Origin of the sequence: Aeromonas sp. 82P, from assembly GCF_051919365.1 — a bacterium.
Lineage (GTDB): Bacteria > Pseudomonadota > Gammaproteobacteria > Enterobacterales > Aeromonadaceae > Aeromonas > Aeromonas veronii.
On the sequence record NZ_JBQBEV010000001.1, the window covers coordinates 4104026 to 4120619 of the forward strand.

Annotated in this window: 14 protein-coding genes and 1 pseudogene; 8 read left to right on the forward strand and 7 right to left on the reverse strand. The window is 60.6% G+C overall.

Annotated features, from left to right (window positions below):
- Positions 1 to 15: 15 nt before the first annotated feature.
- Both ACTG2S_RS18695 and gap read right to left on the reverse strand, forming a co-directional pair.
- On the reverse strand, positions 16 to 882 hold the full coding sequence (locus tag ACTG2S_RS18695) for a D-hexose-6-phosphate mutarotase (RefSeq protein ID WP_274160840.1): 867 nt from the start codon (positions 880 to 882) through the stop codon (positions 16 to 18).
- A gap of 86 nt (positions 883 to 968) precedes the next feature.
- On the reverse strand, positions 969 to 1964 hold the full coding sequence (gene gap / locus ACTG2S_RS18700) for a type I glyceraldehyde-3-phosphate dehydrogenase (RefSeq protein WP_005335708.1): 996 nt from the start codon (positions 1962 to 1964) through the stop codon (positions 969 to 971).
- A 351-nt stretch (positions 1965 to 2315) separates the two neighbouring features.
- On the opposite strand from gap, the pseudogene malQ reads away from it, so the two are divergent.
- The 4 genes and pseudogenes from malQ to msrB all read left to right on the forward strand — a co-directional run bounded on the left by malQ (position 2316) and on the right by msrB (position 9375).
- Positions 2316 to 4504 (forward strand): annotated as a pseudogene (gene malQ, locus ACTG2S_RS18705) (4-alpha-glucanotransferase).
- Between the two features lie 82 nt (positions 4505 to 4586).
- The gene (gene glgB, locus ACTG2S_RS18710) at positions 4587 to 6764 is read left to right on the forward strand and encodes a 1,4-alpha-glucan branching protein GlgB (RefSeq protein ID WP_274160838.1); all 2178 of its coding nucleotides are present in this window, start codon (positions 4587 to 4589) and stop codon (positions 6762 to 6764) included.
- Positions 6764 to 8920: a glycogen debranching protein GlgX gene (gene glgX / locus ACTG2S_RS18715; protein ID WP_439983096.1), complete on the forward strand. Its 2157-nt coding sequence runs from the start codon at positions 6764 to 6766 to the stop codon at positions 8918 to 8920. The genes glgB and glgX overlap by 1 nt, the downstream gene beginning before the upstream one ends.
- Before the next feature lie 68 nt (positions 8921 to 8988).
- The gene (msrB, locus tag ACTG2S_RS18720) at positions 8989 to 9375 is read left to right on the forward strand and encodes a peptide-methionine (R)-S-oxide reductase MsrB (protein WP_005354730.1); all 387 of its coding nucleotides are present in this window, start codon (positions 8989 to 8991) and stop codon (positions 9373 to 9375) included.
- Positions 9376 to 9449: 74 nt separating this feature from the next.
- Here the strand turns inward: msrB and chrA are convergent, their stop codons facing one another.
- Positions 9450 to 10601: a chromate efflux transporter gene (chrA, locus tag ACTG2S_RS18725; RefSeq protein ID WP_113739913.1), complete on the reverse strand. Its 1152-nt coding sequence runs from the start codon at positions 10599 to 10601 to the stop codon at positions 9450 to 9452.
- Positions 10602 to 10674: 73 nt separating this feature from the next.
- A complete protein-coding gene (locus tag ACTG2S_RS18730) occupies positions 10675 to 11130 on the reverse strand; it encodes a nucleotide triphosphate diphosphatase NUDT15 (RefSeq protein WP_113739819.1) in 456 nt (151 codons plus the stop codon).
- 195 nt (positions 11131 to 11325) lie between these two features.
- Between ACTG2S_RS18730 and ACTG2S_RS18735 the strand changes: the two genes are divergently transcribed.
- Both ACTG2S_RS18735 and ACTG2S_RS18740 read left to right on the forward strand, forming a co-directional pair.
- Complete coding sequence (locus ACTG2S_RS18735) at positions 11326 to 11553, forward strand: hypothetical protein (protein WP_274160836.1); 228 nt, start codon at positions 11326 to 11328, stop codon at positions 11551 to 11553.
- 145 nt (positions 11554 to 11698) lie between these two features.
- A complete protein-coding gene (locus ACTG2S_RS18740; protein ID WP_005343224.1) occupies positions 11699 to 12016 on the forward strand; it encodes a hypothetical protein in 318 nt (105 codons plus the stop codon).
- 130 nt (positions 12017 to 12146) lie between these two features.
- Here the strand turns inward: ACTG2S_RS18740 and ACTG2S_RS18745 are convergent, their stop codons facing one another.
- Positions 12147 to 12623, reverse strand: coding sequence for an Lrp/AsnC family transcriptional regulator (locus ACTG2S_RS18745; protein ID WP_042074137.1), 477 nt, complete (start codon positions 12621 to 12623; stop codon positions 12147 to 12149).
- Between the two features lie 311 nt (positions 12624 to 12934).
- Positions 12935 to 13558, reverse strand: a complete 624-nt coding sequence (locus ACTG2S_RS18750) for a helix-turn-helix transcriptional regulator (RefSeq protein ID WP_257124340.1) — start codon at positions 13556 to 13558, stop codon at positions 12935 to 12937.
- Positions 13559 to 13664: 106 nt separating this feature from the next.
- Here ACTG2S_RS18750 and ACTG2S_RS18755 point away from each other — a divergent pair, with 106 nt between their 5' ends.
- Entirely contained in the window at positions 13665 to 14894 is a 1230-nt protein-coding gene (locus ACTG2S_RS18755) for an MFS transporter (RefSeq protein ID WP_439983100.1), read from the forward strand.
- Between the two features lie 110 nt (positions 14895 to 15004).
- Positions 15005 to 15823 carry a Cof-type HAD-IIB family hydrolase gene (locus ACTG2S_RS18760; RefSeq protein ID WP_374836802.1) on the forward strand — a complete coding sequence of 273 codons (819 nt, stop codon included), beginning with the start codon at positions 15005 to 15007 and terminating at the stop codon, positions 15821 to 15823.
- Positions 15824 to 15873: 50 nt separating this feature from the next.
- Here ACTG2S_RS18760 and ACTG2S_RS18765 read toward each other — a convergent pair whose 3' ends face one another.
- On the reverse strand, positions 15874 to 16437 hold the full coding sequence (locus tag ACTG2S_RS18765; protein WP_069554893.1) for a DUF2799 domain-containing protein: 564 nt from the start codon (positions 16435 to 16437) through the stop codon (positions 15874 to 15876).
- Positions 16438 to 16594 lie beyond the last annotated feature (157 nt).

Sequence of the window (16594 nt, forward strand, 5' to 3'; positions counted from 1 at the left end):
TGAACCTCATCCTGCTCAGATGATTACGGTGGAGAGACTGTGCTCTTCATCCGGCGCAACGGTCACTCCCGCCTCACCGGCGATGGCCGCTTCGACGCAGAGCATGGTGCGATAGCCATCGTCGCTCATGTCGGCCATGGCGGTGGCCCCTTCCAGCCAGGGGGTCCAGACCACCACGCTGTCGTGGTTGCCGCTCACTACCCGGGTCTCGCGCTCACCATCCTGCACGCTCACCATCGCCTCTGGCTGCCAGTAGACCCGATCCAGCGGCCCGTTCAGGGTCAATGCACCCTGCTGCTTGGCATCCTGCCCGGTCAGCTTGTCGGCATAGGGCTCGCCCAGGCCGGTGACACTCACCGCCTCCGGTGCACTGATCTGCAAATAGGTGTGCAGCGCACCGCTATAAGTCAGCGGCTGAGCACCTGTGTTGCGAGTGGTCAGTACCAGCGAAAGCTCTTTGCCCACCAGCACGTCCAGTTCCAGCTCGAAGGAGTGATCCCACAGGGCACGGGTCGCATCGCTGTCGCGCAGGGAGAGATGAACGAGCGTGCCATCAGCGTGATCGGAGACTCCGTCCAGCATCCAGAGGGTGGTACGGGCAAAACCGTGGGAGGGCTTGCCGCTACCGACGCGGGCGGGCGCCGGGCCAAACCAGGGCCAGCAGATCGGGATACCACCACGAACAGGCTTGCTGCCATCCAGCACCGCTTTGTCACTCAGCCAGATGGAGGCCGGCTCGCCATGACGCTGATAGCTCAGCACATGAGCGCCAAACAGGCTGATCTCGGCCTTGGCATAGTCGTTATTAATGGTGAGAACCGGCAGACCGGCCGCATTGTTGGCAAGCTTGCAATTGGCTGTCAGGGGACGAATGGATTGCATGTGGACTCCTGTCATCAGGGGAAACCGAAAAACAAAAAGGCGGCCAATGGCCGCCTTTTTCAAGCTACGCGATTGCGCATCCCAAATTACTTGGAGATGTGAGCGATCAGGTCCAGAACTTTGCTGGAGTAGCCCATTTCGTTGTCGTACCAGGATACAACTTTAACGAATTTGTCGTTCAGCTGGATACCAGCCTTGGCGTCGAATACGGAGGTCTGACGCTCACCCAGGAAGTCGGTAGATACAACTTCGTCTTCGGTGTAGCCCAGAACGCCTTTCATAGCGCCTTCGGAAGCAGCTTTCATCGCTTCGCAGATTTCTGCGTAGGTGGCAGCTTTCTTCAGGTTAACGGTCAGGTCAACAACAGACACGTCCGGAGTCGGAACACGGAAAGCCATACCGGTCAGCAGGCCTTTCAGTTCCGGGATAACTACGCCAACAGCTTTGGCAGCACCGGTAGAGGACGGGATGATGTTCTGAGCCGCACCGCGGCCACCGCGCCAGTCTTTGGCAGACGGACCATCAACGGTCTTCTGGGTAGCAGTGGTAGCGTGAACGGTGGTCATCAGGCCAGACTCGATACCGAAGGTATCGTTCAGAACCTTGGCGATCGGTGCCAGGCAGTTGGTGGTGCAGGAAGCGTTGGAAACGATGTCCTGGCCAGCGTAGGTAGAGTCGTTAACACCCATTACGAACATCGGGGTAGCGTCTTTGGACGGGCCAGTCAGAACAACTTTCTTGGCACCAGCAGCGATGTGCTTACGAGCAGTCTCGTCGGTCAGGAACAGACCGGTAGCTTCAGCAACAACGTCAACACCGATTTCGCCCCACTTCAGGTTGGCCGGGTCACGCTCAGCGGTAACACGTACGGTTTTGCCGTTTACAACCAGGTTGCCGTCTTTAACTTCAACGGTACCGTTGAAACGACCGTGAGTTGAATCGTACTTCAGCATGTAAGCCATGTAGTCAACATCGATCAGGTCGTTGATACCAACAACTTCGATGTCTGCACGCTCGCAAGCCAGACGGAATACGAAACGACCGATACGGCCAAAACCGTTAATACCTACTTTGATAGTCATATTTAGTTACCTAACTGTTCAGTAGTCAAAGAAAATTCCGCTTGTAAATTTACTAGAACTCTCCGGTGAGTCAACCAACATTCTGTCTGAAATTGCGCTATATCATGAAAAACTGTGAAATTAATTTTCTGTTTATGTAACTGATTACCACGTTTTGACGAAAAAAGTGCCAGATCGTGGCATCGCGCAGATATCCACAATAGTGCCTACTCGGTCACACAACCATTCACAGAGATATGTAAAAATGTGCGCGGTTTAGCATGGCCAAAGAGCCACTGTTCAAGTACCACCCCATAAAAATCAAACAAACAAAATAGTATAGATAGAATCCACAGCGGGAATTCTCAAACTATGACCACCCTGATTGAACAGCTGGCTGCCGCAAAAGGTATCGCCAGCGAGTATGTCGATGCCTGGGGCCACCCGGCCCAGGTATCAGAAGAGAGCAAGGCCGCCATGCTGGGCGCCATGGGCTACCGCGTCGATGACGAGGCCGCACTGGTGCAGCAGCTGGAAGAGGAGCATCGCCAGCACTGGCTGCGGGCGCTGGATCCTGTGATGGTGGTTCGCACCGGCGACGCCGTTATCCTTGAGGTTCGCCTCCCCATTGAATTCGTCAACGACGCCCTCACCTGGCAGCTCCAGCAGGAGCAGGGTGCTGTGTTGTCCGGTCAATTCACCCCCATCGAGGGTGAGCTGGTCGGCGTGGCCGAATTTGAAGAGATGGAGTGCCAGGCCTATCGCGTCACGCTGGATATGGCCCCGGAGCTGGGTTATCACCAGCTGGTGCTGCTGGAAGAGGGCAATGACGAGCCGCTGGCCACCATGCGCCTCATCGTTGCCCCCAAGGCCTGCTACAACAGGCGCCGATTGCCGATGGCCGTAAGGTATGGGGTCCGAGCGTGCAGCTCTACTGCCTGCGCAGCCGCCATAACTGGGGTATCGGTGACTTCAGCGATCTGGGCCAGCTGGTTGAGAAAGCGGCCGCCTGGGGTGCCCACTTCGTCGGTCTCAACCCTATCCACGCCCTCTATCCGGCCAATCCGGAGAGCGCCAGTCCCTACAGCCCCTCTTCCCGTCGCTGGCTCAACGTGGCCTATATCAATGTGGAAGCGGTGCCCGAATTCCAGCAGAGCGCTCGCCTGAAGGCGGAAGTGGCGAGCCCTGCCTTCCAGCAACATCTGGCCGATCTGCGCGCCAAAGAGAACGTCGATTATACCGGCGTGATCCAGACCAAACTCGGCATGCTGCGTCAGGTGTTCGATGAAGCCACCCTGAGCGCCGAGCGTCAGGCCGCCTTTGATGCCTTCGTGGCCGCCGGTGGCGACAGCCTGCAACAGCAGGCAGCATTTGATGCCCTGCAGGCCCACTTCTATGCCAAAGGCGAAAATGCCTGGGGCTGGCCGGTATGGCCGCAGGAGCTGCGCGATTACCACAATCCTGCCGTTGCCGCCTGGATGGCCGAGCACCCGCAAGATGTCAACTTCTACCTCTACCTGCAATTCCTGGCTGACGAGCAGCTGGCGCAAGCCGATGCCCGTGCCAAGGCTGCCGGCATGGTGATGGGGATCTACCGGGATCTGGCAGTGGGCGTCTCCGAAGGCTCCACCGAGATCTGGGCCAACCAGGATCTCTACTGCCCGAAAGCCTCGGTCGGTGCGCCGCCCGATATTCTCGGCCCGCTCGGTCAGAACTGGGGCCTGCCCCCGATGAACCCGAACAAGCTGTTCGAAGCGGCCTATCAGCCGATGGTGGACTTGTTCCGTGCCAACATGCGCTCCTGTGGCGCACTGCGCATCGACCACGTGATGGCCTTGCTGCGCCTGTGGTGGGTACCGCCAGGAGCGTCCGCCGCCAAGGGCGCCTACGTCTACTATCCGGTCAACGATCTGCTGGGCATTCTGGCCCTAGAATCCCACCGCAATCAGTGCCTGCTGATCGGCGAGGATCTGGGTACCGTGCCGGAGGGGATCGACGTGACCCTGAAAGAGAACGGCGTCCACTCCTACAAGGTGTTCTTCTTCGAGCGCTCCAAGGAAGATGGCGGCTTTATCTCCCCGGCGCACTACACAGAGCAGGCGATGTCGGCCCTGACCACCCACGACATGCCGACCCTCAAGGGCTTCTGGCACTGCGACGATCTGGCGCTCGGCCGTCAACTGGGTCTGTATCCGGATGAAGATGTTTTGAAGACTCTGTATGCTGATCGTCACCAGGCCAAACAGCGGATCCTCGACAGCCTGCATGCCCACAAGGTCATCTCTGACAACATCAGTCATGACGTGAACTGGGTCGGCATGAACACCGAACTCAACCACGGTCTGCAGATCCACATGTCCCGCGGCAGCTGCGCCCTGTTCAGTACCCAGCTGGAAGATTGGCTGGAGATGGACAAGCCGGTCAACGTACCGGGCACCAGTTACGAATACCCCAACTGGCGCCGCAAGCTCTCCGCTGATCTGGAAGATATTTTTGCCAATGAGGCACTCAAGGCACTGGCTGGCAAGATGAGCCAAGCCCGTGATGAGGCCAGTCGTTGAGACGCTGTCTCTCACAGCGCTCTCACCTAAATCCACTCCGGCTTCGGCCGGGGTGGATGCTCTGTCATGAAAGGAAATCTCGATGCTCGTTGAACGTTTGGTTGCTGCCCGCTGTTCCGATCCCTTCTCTCATTTAGGCCTGCAGGCCAATCCGGATGGGCTCGGCCTCAAACTGACCGCCTGGTTGCCTGATGCCCTCGAAGTCCGCGTCAAGGATCTCAAGTCGGGCAAAGTCGTTGCCACCCTGGCGCCCACCGATGAATCGGGTCTTTTTGAAACTGTTTTCACCCGCCGCAAAAACTCCTTCCCCTATCAGCTGATCGCCAGCTACCAAGATGCCACCACCGAGGTCATCGACCCCTATCAGTTTCAGGATGCCGCCTGGGCAGGCTTGGCCGAACTGACCGCCCAGCCGGAAAACCTCTACCACACCCTTGGCGCCCAGTTACGCACCGTGGAGCATCTTGGCCAGCAGGTGGAAGGGGTGCGTTTTGCGGTCTATGCACCGAGCGCCACCGCCGTGAGCCTCATCGGCGATTTCAACTTCTGGGATGGCCGCCGCCATCCGATGCAACGCAGCCTCTGCGGTCACTGGGTGCTGTTTGTGCCGGGCCTCAAGGCCGGGGATCGCTACAAGTTCGAGCTCAAGGACCCCATGGGCAACCGGCTGCCCCACAAGAGCGACCCTGTCGGTTTCTACTGCGAGCAGTATCCGTCGTTCGCCTCCGTGGTCTATGACCACGCCCAGTACCAGTGGCAGGATGCCGAGTGGATTGCCAGCCAGCACAACGATAAGCGCGAGCAGCCGCTCTCCATCTATGAGCTGCACGTCGGCTCCTGGAAACGCCACCCCAACGGCGACAGCCTGAGCTGGCGCGAGCTGGCAGTGGAGCTGGTCGCCTACGTCAAGGAGATGGAGTACACCCACATCGAGCTGCTGCCGGTCTCCGAGCACCCCTTCAGCGGCTCCTGGGGCTACCAGCCGGTGGGCATGTTCTCCCCCACCAGCCGCTACGGCACCGCTGATGATTTCAAATACTTCGTCGACCAGTGCCACCAGGCCGGCATCGGCATCATTCTGGACTGGGTGCCCGCCCACTTCCCGTCCGATGCCCACGGCCTGGCCCGTTTCGATGGCACCCCGCTCTACGAATATGAAGATCCGCGCCGTGGCTGGCACCCGGACTGGAACTCCTACATCTACGACTTTGGCCGCGACACAGTGCGCCAGTTCCTGGTGGCGAGCGCCCTGTTCTGGCTCGACAAGTTCCACATCGACGGCCTGCGGGTGGATGCGGTCGCCTCCATGCTCTATCTGGACTACTCCCGCAACGCCGGTGAGTGGGTACCGAACGTCGATGGCGGCAACCATAACTACGAGGCGATCAGTCTGCTCAAGTGGACCAACGAGGAGGTCTACGGCAAGTATCCCCACGCCATGACCATAGCCGAAGAGTCCACCGCCTTTGCCGGTGTCTCCCGCCCCACCTTCCTCGGCGGCCTCGGCTTTGGCTTCAAGTGGAATATGGGCTGGATGCACGACACCCTCACCTATATGCAGAAAGAGCCGATCCACCGTCGCTACCACCACAACGACATGACCTTCTCCATGGTTTACCACTATGACGAGAACTTCATCCTGTCGCTCTCCCACGACGAGGTGGTACACGGCAAGCACTCCATGCTCTACAAGATGCCGGGCGACGAGTGGCAGCAAGCCGCCAACCTGCGGGCCTACATGGGCTTTATGTACGCCCACCCGGGCAAGAAGCTCAACTTCATGGGCACCGAAATCGCTCAGAGCAACGAGTGGAACCACGATGCCCAGCTGCCATGGCATCTGCTGCAATATCCCAAGCATGCCGGTCAGCAGCGGCTGATCCACGATCTCAACCACCTCTACCGTCATGAGCCTGCCTTGTATCAGGCCGATTATGAGCAGACCGGCTTCCGCTGGCTGGATCACAACGATGCCGACAACAGCATCTTTGCCTGGCTGCGGGCGGATAAAGAGGGCAAGCAGGCTATTGTGGTGGCTTGCAACTTCACCCCGGTGCCTCGTCTCGAATATCGGATCGGCGTCCCTGCGACGGGCCACTATCGGGTGGTGCTTAACACCGACAGCGAGTATTACTGGGGCAGTAACTATGATGTAGGTCTGGTGTTCGCTGCCGAGCCGACCCCCTGGCAGGGGATGGCACACAGCATAGTGCTGGATCTGCCGCCGCTGGCGACCTTGTTTATCAAACAGGAGTCTTGATGCTTGTAATGGAAAAAGGGGTGGGCCACCCGCTGGGGGCTCGCCTTGACGAGAACGGTTGCCACTTCTGCGTCTGGGCCCCCCAGTCGGACAAGGTGGAGCTCTGCCTGTACGACGAGCAGGAGCAGGAGCTGATGCGGCTGGAGTTGCCCGGCCGCCGTGGCCAGTATCGCTTTGGCTACGTGCGCGGTGTAAAGGCCGGTCAGCGCTACGGCTATCGGGTCTATGGCACCCCGCAGGAGGGGATGCTGTTCGATCCGCAAAAACTGCTGATTGACCCCTACGCCAGGGCGCTCAGCCGTCCCACCTATTGGGATGAAGCCCTCTATCAGGGGGACAGTGCCGGGATGATTGCCAAGTCGGTGGTAGTGGATGACCGTTTTGACTGGCAAGGGGTTGGCAAACCCGGGATCAGTCCAGCCCGCACCATTATCTACGAGACCCACGTCAAAGGCTTTACCAAGCAGCACCCGGGGATCCCAAAAGCGCTGCAGGGCACCTACCTTGGCATCTGTCACCCGCTGGTTATCGAGCACATGAAGAGCCTCGGTATCACCTCGGTGCAGCTGATGCCGGTGGCCGCCTTCATGTCGGAACCGCGACTGGAGCAGCTGGGACTGACCAACTACTGGGGCTACAACCCCATCGCCTTCTTCGCCCCGGAGCCGCGTTACAGCACCAAGGCAGACGAGGCGGTGACCGAGTTCAAGACCATGGTGCGCGAGCTGCACCGGGCCGGGCTCGAGGTGATCCTGGATGTGGTCTACAACCACACTGCCGCCTCTGGCTTCGACGGCCCTACCCTCTCGTTCAAGGGCTTTGACAACGCCGGTTACTACGCCTTCGAAGCGGGTCCCCACGGCCCGGACTACACCCGTCACGCCAACGTGACCGGTTGTGGCAACAGCGTCAATCTGGATCACCCCAACACCCTGCGACTGGTGCTCGATGCTTTGCGCTACTGGGTCACCGAGATGCAGGTGGATGGCTTCCGTTTCGATCTGGCGGTGACGCTGGCGCGGGAAGCGGGGGAGTTCGAGCCCATGGGCGCCTTCTTCAAAGCCGTGATGGCCGACCCAGTGCTGTCACAGGTCAAGCTCATCGCCGAACCCTGGGATATCGGTCCCTTCGGCTACCGGCTGGGTCAATTCCCGAGCCAGTGGCAGGAGATCAACGACCGCTACCGCGATACGGTGCGCGCCTTCTGGCGCGGTGATGCGGGCAAGATGGGGGACTTTGCCACCCGCTTGGTGGGGTCGCGGGATATCTTCCCGAAGAACTGGCGCTCCCCCCACACCAGCGTCAACTACCTCTGCTATCACGACGGTTTCACTCTGGAGGATCTGGTCTCCTACAACCAGCGCCACAATCAGGCCAATGGTGAGGACAATCGGGATGGCCACGGCAACAACCTCTCCTATAACCACGGGGTGGAGGGGCCGACTCTGGATCCGCGGGTCAACAGCCTGCGCCAGCAGCAGAAACGCAATCTGATTGCCACCCTGCTGCTCTCCCAAGGCACTCCCCACTTCCTCGCCGGCGACGAGATGGGACGCAGCCAGCTTGGCAACAACAACGCCTACTGTCAGGACAACCAGATCAGCTGGGTCAACTGGCAGTTGCGCCCGGAGGATGAGCGGCTGTTAGCCTTCACCCAGCAGATGATGGCGCTGCGGGCGGAGTCCTGCGTCTTTTCCAACCTGCAACTGAGCGACGACAGTTGGAATGGCACCCCGTCCAGCTGCCATCAGGTCAACTGGTATCACCCGGACGGCCACCAGCTCACCGATCAGGATTGGCACGCCCCCATGGGGCAGGCGTTCGCCATGGATATCGGCATGATCAACTGTGTCGGCGAGCGCTGGTACGTGCTGTTCAACGCCAGCGACTATGATATCCAGTTCCGCCTGCCACCGCCGGGGGAAGGGCTGGAGTGGATCCAGACCATCGACACCGCCACCAACGATGGGCTGCCTTTCCTGCCGGATGACATCAAACGGCAGGTGGCAGTCGGCCGGGCCCACTCCCTCAAACTGCTGGAGCGGGTGGCGCTGGCCAGCACCTCGGAGGATGCCCAGCCACCGCAGCAGGAAATTCTCCCTGCATCCGGTGAGGAGATGGTTGCCACCTCGATCACAGATACAGGCAAAGCATAAGAGGCATGCTGGAGTCAGCTTTACGGAGCCGTTATGCTGGGCTCCGGTATGGATGGCAAGGAGTCGGTATGAGCAGTAACAATCCGGAACAGTGGCGCAGCAAACTGACCCCCGAGCAGTTTCACGTCTGCTGGGAGAAGGGCACCGAGCGCCCCTACAGCGGCGCCCTGCTCCACAATCGCAAGAGCGGCGACTACCTCTGTGTCTGCTGCAAGAGCGTGCTGTTTCACTCAGGAGCCAAGTTTGATTCCGGCTGCGGCTGGCCCTCGTTCGACAAGGCCATCGAGGGGACGGTGGAGTACACCGAGGACAACAGCCACGGCATGAAGCGAGTGGAGATCACCTGCCGCCAGTGCGGCTCTCACCTCGGTCACGTCTTCCCCGACGGACCGACCGAGACAGGCCAGCGCTACTGCGTCAACAGCCTGAGTCTGGATTTCGATCCCGACGCTTAAGCGGCTGACCCATTGCAATAAAAAACGGCGCCTCCATCACGGAGGCGCCGTTTTTTATCGGGATTTCACCGCGTTCACGCCAGCAGGATAGCAGCCATCACCAACAGGGCCGCGATGGCCGGCACCGGCAACTTCAACACCCGCTGCAGATAAAAGCCGATGGCCGCCAGCGCCAGATCGGTCGGCGCCAACACCGCGCTCTGCCACACCGGCTGATAGAGGGCCGCCAGCAACAAGCCCACCACGGCGGCGTTGATTCCGGTGACGGCCCCCGCCAGACGGGGGCAGGCCAGCCACTGTTGCCAGCAGGGGCCCACCGCCCAGAGCAGCAGAAAGCCGGGTGCAAAGAGCGCCAGGGTCGCCGACACTGCACCGAGCAGTGGCGTCCCTGGCAACAACTGGGCGCCAAGATAGGTGGCAAGGGTAAACATGGGGCCCGGCACCAACTGCGCCAGGCTGTAACCGGTCAGAAACTGCTGCTCGTTGAGAGTGTGGCCCACGCTCTCTTGCAGTAGCGGCAACACCACATGACCACCGCCAAACACCAGACTACCGGCGCGATAGAAGTCGGCAGCCAGCTGGCCAATCGGGCTAGCGAGCAGCGGCAGACCGATAAAAAGGATGCCAAACAGCAGCAAGGTCGGCCAATGAGGCTGACTGCTGGCGGCAGAAGGCAGCTCGGCGGAGGCTGGCACACTACCCGCCCCGCGCTGGCTGCGGGCGCAGATCAGCGCCGCTCCCGCCAGCATCAACAGTTGAGTCAGCAGACCGGGCTGCCACCAGAGTGCAGCAGCGGTCACCACCATGATCCCTTGGGTCATTCCCGTGGCACAGAACTGACGACTCATGGTGAGCACCGCATCGGCCACCACGATGAGCGCCAGCAGCTTGAGGCCGTGCAGCGCCGCATCAAGCCACAGATTGCTGCCCAGCTGGCCGATACCGATCGCAGCCGCCAGTAGCAGAAGAAATGAGGGAAGCGTGAAGCCAAGAAAAGCTGAGAGCGCCCCGCCCAGACCGGCGCGATGACGACCGATGGCGAAACCCAGCTGGCTGGAGGCGGGCCCCGGCAGCAGCTGGCACAGCGCCAGCAAGCGGGCAAACTCGGCCTGTGTCAGCCAGCCGAGCCGCTGGACGAAGGTACGCTGGAAATAGCCGATATGAGCGGCCGGGCCGCCAAAACTGATGCATCCCAGCCATAAAAACTGAATAAATACCTGTCCCACGCTCTTCTCCCTCATCCCTCTTCTCCCGATGGAGAGGGGATATTATGACAGCGCGATGATCGTTTTATGACAATCAGGCTGATTCGGCCGACACCATGGGCATATCACCCGGCAGATAGCAGCGTCCCGCCAGCCAGCAGGCGATGGACTGACGGCTGGCGTCGAAATGGGGCTCGGGCAACTCGCGCGGATCGCACCAGACCCAGCCTTCGCACTTCTCCGGCTCCAGCAGCTGCGGCTCACCATCGGCCTTAGCGTGCAGCGTCACCGAGATATAGTGCAGCCCGCTCTCGCGCCAGGTCTCCAGATTGTTGGTCACCGCCACCACCTCGGGCCCGTGGATCTCAAGTCCCGTCTCCTCGGCCACCTCGCGGATCGCCGCCGACTCGAAGCTCTCCCCCAACTCCAGATGACCACCCGGGATCGACCAGTAGGGGGCATGGCTCCCTTTGCGTTTGCCAAGCAGCACCTGGCCTTGGGGGTTGGTCAGGATGACGCCGACCCCGACGCGGGGATAGAGAGTGGACATGAAAACGCTCCTTCAATAAGGCAGTAAAACGGCCCCACCTTAGGCCCAAGGAGGGCACAGGGCAAGCCCCAACTGCACGGCACCTGCGGCCGTCAGTGGTCCCTCCCCTTGCCCCTTAACCGGTTATCACTGATGCTGGGGAGTGGAGAGGTCATCCCAATCCTCTCAGTCCCCCATCACCCCGAGGAGTCCGCCATGAAAAAATTGCTCCCCCTGTGCGCTCTGCTGCTCACGGCTTGCCAAACCACGCCGCCCCCCAACTCGCTCGCCATCGATGATGCCGACGCCTGGCAGGCCATTTGCAAAGATGGCACCCGGGTTCGCGCCGTGGTGGCAGAGGGGATCTGTGGGAATCATCGCGGGGTAGCCATGTGGACGAATAAGCCAAGAGCTGAACGGATGGCAGAAGAAGCCGCCAAATAGTGTGATCCAGGCACCATAAAATGACACTGCCGGCCAATTGGCCGGATTTTTTCGCGATCTCGCCAGCACTTTGCCACCTTGTTCATGGTGCGCTCAGTTTTCTGTTCCCATACTGGCCCTACAGTTCCAAAAGAGGAGAGACAAGATGCAAACATCCATCGTCGGGCTCTCCATTCTGTGGGGGCTAGCCAGTTTTGGTGTTCAGGGGGATTTCATCGAGAGCCGTGATTCCGTTGCGCCATCCTGGCAAGCCGAGTCTAGAGTGGAGATGGAAGGTTATCTGATTGAATCGCTTGGCGAAGATCGCTGGCTGTTCGACAACGGCAGCGAGAGCCTGCTGGTCTCCCTGCCCGAGGGGCAGTGGGTGCCGACCGGCGAGCGGCTGCGGGTCAGCGGCGAACCGCAGCAGGAGCAGAGCGGCTGGCTGCTGCAGGTGGAAGACATCAGCCAGGTCAGCGTCTGACCACGGCAGTCACCCCGTCACCGCGACAGCTAATCCAGACCGATAACCACGACCGAATAACCAAGAGCGAATAGCAAAAGAGGAGGCCACTGGCCTCCTCTTTCTGTTTATATGAGCGGCTTGCGCGGGCTCACCCCAGATGGTTGAGCGGCAGCGCCGTCTTGTGCTTGATGCGGCGCAGCACGAAGCTGGAGCGCACCCCGGTCACCCCCGGGATGTGGGTCAGCTTGTCCAGCAGGAAGTGCTGGTAGTGTTCCATGTCCCGCACCACCACCTTGAGCTGGTAGTCGGCGTCGTTGCCGGTGATGAGATCGCACTCCAGCACCTCGGGCAGATCCTTGACCGCGTTGTCAAAGTTCTCGAACCGCTCCGGGGTGTGCCTGTCCATGGAGATGTGAATGTAGGCGGTGAGAGTCAGCCCCAGCTGGCGGGCATTGAGCAGGGTAACGTGGGTGTCGATGAGACCGGCATCCTCCAGCGCCTTGACCCGGCGGGAGCAGGGGGACGGCGAGAGCCCGACCAGCTCGGCCAGTTCCAGATTGCTGATGCGGCCATTCTCCTGCATCAGCTCGAGAATATGTCTGTCTATGCGATCAAGTTTCAGCATTTACCCTTCCTCGTTGCAATGACTAATCCACTTTTCCTAGATTAAGGGTGAACTATTGCAAAAACAACCGAAATAAGTGGTTACTTTGCAACCACTCACCGGCATGGGAGGGATACTATGGTTACATCTTCCGGTGGCAAAGCAGATACCTGACCGGGTCTCTGCGGTGAAGGACCTTACCGGGTCAAGAGCCCCATCAGCCGTCTTACCTTATCGGGAAACGACGGGCTGGAACGAGAGAACCCCCTCCCCGAAGGCAACAAAGCAGGCATCCCGGCGCCTGCTTTGTTGTTTTTGGGCGTTTGATGAAATCAGAGCGCGGGCGGCGTGATGCGATAGAGGCAGCGATGCGCCCCCTCCAGCAGATATTGCTCCCGCTCCACCGTCGCTGGCGCCAGCAGCTGGCGAAACAGCGCCAGTTCGCTGCGACAGAAACCGCGGCAGGTGCGCGCCGCCGCACAGATGGGGCAGTGGCTCTCCCACAGCAGCCAGCTGCCATCCTCCTCACGGCGGATTTCCGCCATATAGCCTTCGCGGCTGCGCAGCTCCTTGAGCGCCGCCAGCCGTCCAGAGAGATCATGGGTCCCCAGCGCCTCCTGATAGCGCGTCAACATCTGCTGCTCTCGCTGCAAGATCAGCCGCTCCATCCCCTCCTCGCCAAACAGCTCGCGCACGTTGTCGATCAGTTGCACGGTCAGGTCGCTATGGCTATCGGGGAAGCGCTGCCAGGCCTGCTCGGTGAGCTGCCACAGCCGCACGGGACGACCGCGCCCGCGCGCCTCGTCGCTGAATGTGACCCACCCCTCCTGCTCGAGCGTGAGCAGGTGCTGGCGGGCGCCCATGGAGGTCATCTGCAACTGCTCCCCCAGCGCGGCGGCGCTCTGCGGGCCATGGCTCTTGAGCAGAAACAGGATCTTGTCGGTGCTTGCGTTCATGATCTCATTATGGGGAGCGCCCTTTATTAAATCAACAATTCACTTTACTTAATCACGTCTATGAATCAGCATAAATAAACCAATAACTTTACTTAATGGGTGCGACATGGAGAAACACGGGCACAAAAATCCCCTCTGGGTGCTGGTCATGACGGTCACGCTGGCAGTTGCAGGTTTCAGTCTCCCCTCCCCGGTGTTGGCACCTTTGCTGCTGGATCCGGCCCACGGCATGCTGACGCCGGAAGCCTCCGACTGGAGCCGCAAGGTGTGGCTGGGGGTCATCATGGGGCTCTATCCCCTGTTCCAGCTGGTGGGCAGCCCCTGGCTCGGTCGCCTCTCCGACCGCTATGGCCGCAAGCCACTGCTGTTGCTCTCGCTGGCGGGGGTACTGGCAGGCTATGCCCTGATGGCACTCGGTATCGCCTGGCGCTCCCTCCCCCTTTTGCTGCTCAGCCGGATTGTGGAGGGGCTGTGCAACGGCAACATCGCCATCGTGCAGGCGATGGCGGCAGATCTCGCCGGCAAGGAGCACAAGGCGCGCAGCTTCGCCTGGATCAACATCGGCATGAATCTGGGCTGGGTAGTGGGGCCGATGATCGGGGGCTACGCCGCGGTGATCTCGGGGGATTACAGTCTGGCCGCCTGGCTGGCGGTAGGAATGACCCTGCTCAACCTGCTGCTGGTCTACTGGCTGATCCCCTATCGTCCGCCGGTGGCGGCCACCCGTCAGGCTGTGACCCTCTCCAGCCGCCAGCTATTGCTGCAACCGGCCCTGCTGCCCTACTTCGCACTCACCCTGATCAGCTATGGCGCCGTGCAGCTCTATTTCACCTACTTCAATATCTGGCTGGTGGAGCGGCTGTCCTGGGATCCGGCCCAGCTGGCGCAGGCGGCGGTGCTGGTGAGCCTGCCCATGATGGCGGGCTCCTGGCTCGGCTCTCGCATCGCCCGCCACTGGCGCGGCAGCTCCCTCGGGATTGTCGGCCATCTGGTGATGGCGAGCGGCATGCTGCTCTTTATCCTGCCCGTGCACTGGTGGGGACTGGCGCTTACCTTCGTTCCCGCTGGCATCGGCATGAGTCTGGGGGAGCTGGCCACCTCGGTGGCAATCTCCAACCGCAGTCACCCGGAGCAGCAGGGGCAGGCGATGGGGCTCTACCGCGCCCTCGCCGTGGGCAGCGAGATCCTGGCGGTGCTGCTCGGCAGTCTGGTGCTGCTGGCCGGTACCGAGTGGCCCTTCTATCTCGCCACCCTCTGCTCCCTTGCCAGTGCCGCCGGTTTCTATCTGCTGCGTCGCCGTGCCGACCGTCGTCAACAGCTGGCCAACTGCACCTGAGCCACGAAGGGATCACAGTTCGGTGCTTCGGCCGCGGACAAGACTTGCATCGGGGCACCGGGTTTGGGACGGTAAAGCTCTTTACGGATTTGTTCGATGCTGGAGGAGCTATGAGTGAGTACAAGGCCATCGCGCTCGATATGGATGGCACCCTGCTGACCCGGGATCACAAGATCTCGTCGGCCACCCGGGCAGCCCTGGCGCAGGCCCGCGCCCACGGCATCAAGGTGCTGTTGGTCACGGGGCGCCACTATATGACGGCGCGTCCCTTCCACCACGAGCTGGCCCTCGATACCCCCCTCATCTGCAGCAATGGCGCCTATCTCTATGATCCGGTGCAGAACCGGATCCTCAGCGGCGACCCGCTGGCGGTCGCCCCGCTTACCGAGCTACTGGCCGCGGTCGAGGCGCAGCAGATGGGCGCCCTGTTCCACCTGAGCGAGGGGATCGGCTACATCGGCTGCGAAGAGCATGTCACCCGCATCCGCCACTGGTCGACCAATCAGCCGGACCACCTCAAGATCGCCCTCCACCCGGTTGAGGAGCTGGCAGGCTGGCTCGACAACCCGGTCTGGAAACTGGAGCTGTTCAATCAGGATCCGGCACGCCTGCACACCTTTATGGGCGAGGTGGTCGAACAGATGCCCTTTACCCGTGACTGGGCGGCCCCCTATGCGGTGGAGCTGGTACAGCCCGGTTGCAGCAAGGGCAACCGGCTGGCCCAGTGGGCCGCCAGTGAAGGGATTGCAATGGAGCAGGTGGTGGCGTTTGGGGATAACAACAACGACATCAGCATGTTCGAGCAAGTTGGGCTGGCGGTGGCCATGGGCAATGCGGCCCCGCAAATCCAGAGTCATGCCCATCGGGTCACGGCCGATCACAACGAAGATGGCATCGCACTGGCGCTGCAGCGCTGGGTTCTGCCCTGAGCGACAAGATGCAACATGGCCAGCACACGGGCTGGCCATGAAGAGAGGGATTAACCGCCGAAGGAGAACTGGATCACCCGATCCGGATAACGCAGACGGTTGTACTCCCGGCGCAGGGATTCGTAGTGGCGAATGGCCCGATCGCGCTTGGCACGGTAGTAGTCGCGCTGTTCCGTGTTGGTTTCGTTGCGGATGCTGCGCTCCAGCGTATCGATATCCCGCTCGGTACGCTCCAGCTCGTCGCTGATCTCCCGCATGCGGGCAGCCAGTTTGTACTCTTCGTAGCCGCGCTGATACTGCTTGAGGAAGCTGGCGTCATTGGGGCATACCCCCAGATAGGCCTGCCCCTCCTTGCCCTTGCTGTAAGCCAGCTCGGGAATGCAGTAGAGCTCCAGCCCCTTGTCGTAGCCCCGTTTCCACTCGGCTTCATCCACTTTGAGGCCATATTCGCTGCAAGACGAAACGTAATCGCGGGTCGCCTGACGGGTTTTGCCTTCCGATCCATCCTGATAACCCAGGTTGTACCAGCTCATGGTGCGGCACTCATCTTCTGACAGGGCACTGCATCCCGCCAGCAATACCGGCAGGGTCAGCAACAGGATTTTGGGGGACATGAACAGACTCCGGAAAAGATAGTGAGCGGCATTCTAGAGAGGATAAAAGGCCATAACAAGGGATGCGCTCCCGTGCGGTCTGGCGCGGTTTATTTGATGTCTTTGTCACTATTCGCGACCACGTCAGACGGGGCAGCCAACCCGCTTTCCTTGTTAT

Bases quoted from the DNA above. Each gene is read 5' to 3' on its own strand.
- ACTG2S_RS18740 (WP_005343224.1), top strand. From the start codon at position 11,699: ATGCAAACATCCATCGTCGGGCTCTCCATTCTGTGGGGGCTAGCCAGT.
- ACTG2S_RS18735 (WP_274160836.1), top strand. From the start codon at position 11,326: ATGAAAAAATTGCTCCCCCTGTGCGCTCTGCTGCTCACGGCTTGCCAA.
- ACTG2S_RS18755 (WP_439983100.1), top strand. From the start codon at position 13,665: ATGGAGAAACACGGGCACAAAAATCCCCTCTGGGTGCTGGTCATGACG.
- msrB (WP_005354730.1), top strand. From the start codon at position 8,989: ATGAGCAGTAACAATCCGGAACAGTGGCGCAGCAAACTGACCCCCGAG.
- ACTG2S_RS18730 (WP_113739819.1), bottom strand. From the start codon at position 11,130: ATGTCCACTCTCTATCCCCGCGTCGGGGTCGGCGTCATCCTGACCAAC.
- gap (WP_005335708.1), bottom strand. From the start codon at position 1,964: ATGACTATCAAAGTAGGTATTAACGGTTTTGGCCGTATCGGTCGTTTC.
- ACTG2S_RS18745 (WP_042074137.1), bottom strand. From the start codon at position 12,623: ATGCTGAAACTTGATCGCATAGACAGACATATTCTCGAGCTGATGCAG.
- ACTG2S_RS18765 (WP_069554893.1), bottom strand. From the start codon at position 16,437: ATGTCCCCCAAAATCCTGTTGCTGACCCTGCCGGTATTGCTGGCGGGA.
- ACTG2S_RS18695 (WP_274160840.1), bottom strand. From the start codon at position 882: ATGCAATCCATTCGTCCCCTGACAGCCAATTGCAAGCTTGCCAACAAT.
- glgB (WP_274160838.1), top strand. From the start codon at position 4,587: ATGCTCGTTGAACGTTTGGTTGCTGCCCGCTGTTCCGATCCCTTCTCT.
- ACTG2S_RS18760 (WP_374836802.1), top strand. From the start codon at position 15,005: ATGAGTGAGTACAAGGCCATCGCGCTCGATATGGATGGCACCCTGCTG.
- glgX (WP_439983096.1), top strand. From the start codon at position 6,764: ATGCTTGTAATGGAAAAAGGGGTGGGCCACCCGCTGGGGGCTCGCCTT.
- ACTG2S_RS18750 (WP_257124340.1), bottom strand. From the start codon at position 13,558: ATGAACGCAAGCACCGACAAGATCCTGTTTCTGCTCAAGAGCCATGGC.